The organism is uncultured Clostridium sp., assembly GCF_947036855.1.
GTDB lineage: Bacteria > Bacillota > Clostridia > Clostridiales > Clostridiaceae > Sarcina.
The window spans coordinates 1-2,990 of the sequence record NZ_CAMQRY010000199.1 but is presented as its reverse complement, the minus strand read 5'-3'; the positions used below and the strand labels follow the sequence as shown (position 1 = coordinate 2,990).

The following is a 2,990-nucleotide window of genomic DNA, read 5'->3' as shown; positions in this document are numbered from 1 at the left end:
CCTGTTATTAAATTTATATCAAACCATTCGCTTGGATTTCCAGCAAACTGAATAGCAGTACTTGAGCACTCAAGAGAATCACTATTTGTGTCATGTCCAAAATTATTGGTAAAAATAGTAGAATTGTTAATATCTGTAGTTGTAACAGTAACCCAAAATTGTCTAGGTGTTGTAGAGTTAGTATATCCTGTAGGTTGTACAAAATTAGTTGGTGGACAATTTAGATTAGCAGTAGCAGTTTCATAAATGATATATTCTCCAGAGGTTACTACATTAAAACTATAATAGCCATTTGAATCAGAATAAGTAGTTTGGCAAGTATTATTAGTTTGATCATAAAGAATTACAGCAGAACTACTAATAGGTGGTTCACCAACATCAAAAATTCCATCTACATTTAGATCAAAAAATATTGTTCCATCAAATTTAGCACTAGGGTCAGTTACATTTATTAAATAATCTTCAACTTCACCATCAGATGCAGGTCCATATGAACGAGTATCTTCATCAATAGCTAAAACATTTTGATTTATTAAAGTATCAGTAGTTATCCGAAGTCTAGCAAAAGTATTACCTGCTGATAGTGAAGCGCTTGCTGGAATTGTAAAATTAAAAGTTACACTTCTAGGATTACTAGAACTTGTTGATACATTTTGGACAAGTACAGAATCTCCTTCAAATTCTCCATCTTGATCAAAGTCAACCCAAGCATAAATGTTCGCAGAAGAGCCAGTGTTATTAGTATATAAAACTGAAAAAGAATAGGTTGTATCATTTGGTTGTAAATCAGGAAGTGAAGCTACAATACCATCATCAGGTGTTTGAGAAGGGATATCATCACCACTAGCATCAGAGCTTTGATAAGCATCAGTTTCAGCAGTTATATCTCTTCCAAGTTTTAAATCTGGATGAATTAGATGTCTTGGTCCATCACTAGCAAGTTTTGTTCTGTAATTACCTGTACCTTGTGAGGCAGAGTTAGTATCAGGTGCATCACCAAAATCAACAAGGATTTCTGCATTAAGACAAAGTGTCGCATCTTGTCTTTTGGGAAGTTCAGAGTATGAAAAGATTTCTCCAACCATAGTTCCGTTATCATTTCTCCATCTAACAATTGTTCCAGTAGAATTATGAATGAAAAATATAAATCCATTTGCATCAATAAATGCAGCACCACCACCGACAGGTATAGTACTAGGAGTAATTAAAGTAGAAAAGTTTGGAATAGTTGGATTAATTGTTACAAAAACAGGTGTTGGTGCAAGATCTTTTGCAGTGGCATAAAGTAAACCATCGGCTTTATTAAAAACCCAATCTCCAGAAATATTACCAATTCCAGTTAGTGGAACAGCCTCATTACCAGCAGTAGAGAGTAGATAATTATTTCTAGGGTCTACTATAAGTCCAAAGTTTGGAGACGTAGAGCGCATATCAAGAACATAAAACTCTTCTTGACCATTACCAGCTATATAGTAGTAACCATTATCATCAAATGCACCATTAGTAATATTATTAGTTGGTAAGTTTGGGATTAATCCTATATCAGTTACTGTTCCATCATCTTCAATTCTAGCCATATGCCCAGCAAGGGGGTCATTCATATCATATATTCCATAAATATAATCATCAGTAATATTATAAGCAATAGCATTTATAACACCACCCATATCGGGTGAGATTACAGTTACAGTACCAGTTACAGGGTTAATACTTCTAAATTGGCTATTATATGGATTATTTGAAGGGTCAGATTCAGCAATAACTTGAAAGGCAAGTCTTGGACAATTAAATTTTCCCATAATTTTTTCTCCTTTCAAAATTTATAAAAGTAAAAATTAACAGCAAGAGCTTTGACAAGATGAACAGTTGTTACAAGAACAAGAATCTGTATCTATGCAATATTTAAATTTAATAGCATATGAACCTGTAAAGCCAGCATATAAATTGGTTAAGTTTTGATTGGTTATAGTAAAAGTTATATCTCCAGTATTTATATCTACAAGAGACCCATTAGGGTTTAAATTTTGAACTGTAAAATCTAACTCAGTTGGTTTTGTAAAATGTAAAATATAATTTCCAGCTTCAAGATTTTCAAATTTAAAAAAACCATCTATGTTATTAATAGTAGATGAAATAGTAGTAGCAATTTCATTTCCAAATTCATCTTGTAAATAAACAGAAACAGAATTTATAAGTGTGTCATTTGGAGTAAATAATCCATTATTCATGCAGTCAAAAAAAGTTAGTCCTGACACTGAAAAATTTTCAAATGTCAAAAGACCAACATTGATATCTATAGTTGAATTATTTAGACATTTTATTAGTGGTGATAAGTTTGAAAATGGGTTTATAGCTGAATATAAACTGGGGATATTGCCTATATTATTATAAGTTAATTTAAATCCCGTTGGAGTAAGAACTTCTATAAAATATTCGCTATTTGCTAAGTTTATAAATGAATAAAATCCAATGGCGTTAGAAAGAGTTGATTTTAAGGGTATAGTTAAATTTTTTTTATCATATAAATTTATAGTTACACCCTCTAAATAAATATCACCACTAGAAAATAGTCCATCAGAATTTAAATCATGCCATACTAAACCTTGTATAGTATTCATAAAATCACCTCTTTAATTAACTACGTAAGTGTGGATATAAGTACATTGGTTTTTAGCTTTAGAGAAAGCTAAGTTACAATTATTAGAATTAAAATATATATCATAGACAACATATAAATTATTGCAAGAAAAATAAATACGAACTTTATCTAAAAAATATAATCCATTACATAGAGGTTTCGCACAAGTTTTTTGTGGTGGTGGACAAATAGGTGGTTCACAGCAAGTTTGAACAGGTGGACAATAAACTGGTGGCTCACAACAAGTTGTTGGAGGTGGACAGTGTTTAGGTTGACTAGGTGGAACACAACAATTTATACTTGCTAAAGATTCTTTGATTTTATTTATTACTGCATCATTACAACTTGGTGG

Annotated in this window: 3 protein-coding genes; all 3 read right to left on the bottom strand. The window is 31.4% G+C overall.

Annotated features, from left to right (window positions below):
• Positions 1–1,799, bottom strand: a 1,799-nt coding sequence (locus tag Q0V15_RS12690) for a DUF6923 family protein (protein WP_297439508.1), incomplete at its 3' end; no start/stop codon positions are given.
• Between the two features lie 36 nt (positions 1,800–1,835).
• Positions 1,836–2,618, bottom strand: coding sequence for an SdrD B-like domain-containing protein (locus tag Q0V15_RS12685; RefSeq protein WP_297439507.1), 783 nt, complete (start codon positions 2,616–2,618; stop codon positions 1,836–1,838).
• Between the two features lie 12 nt (positions 2,619–2,630).
• A partial coding sequence (locus Q0V15_RS12680; protein ID WP_367173779.1) for a hypothetical protein occupies positions 2,631–2,990 on the bottom strand: 360 nt, incomplete at its 5' end.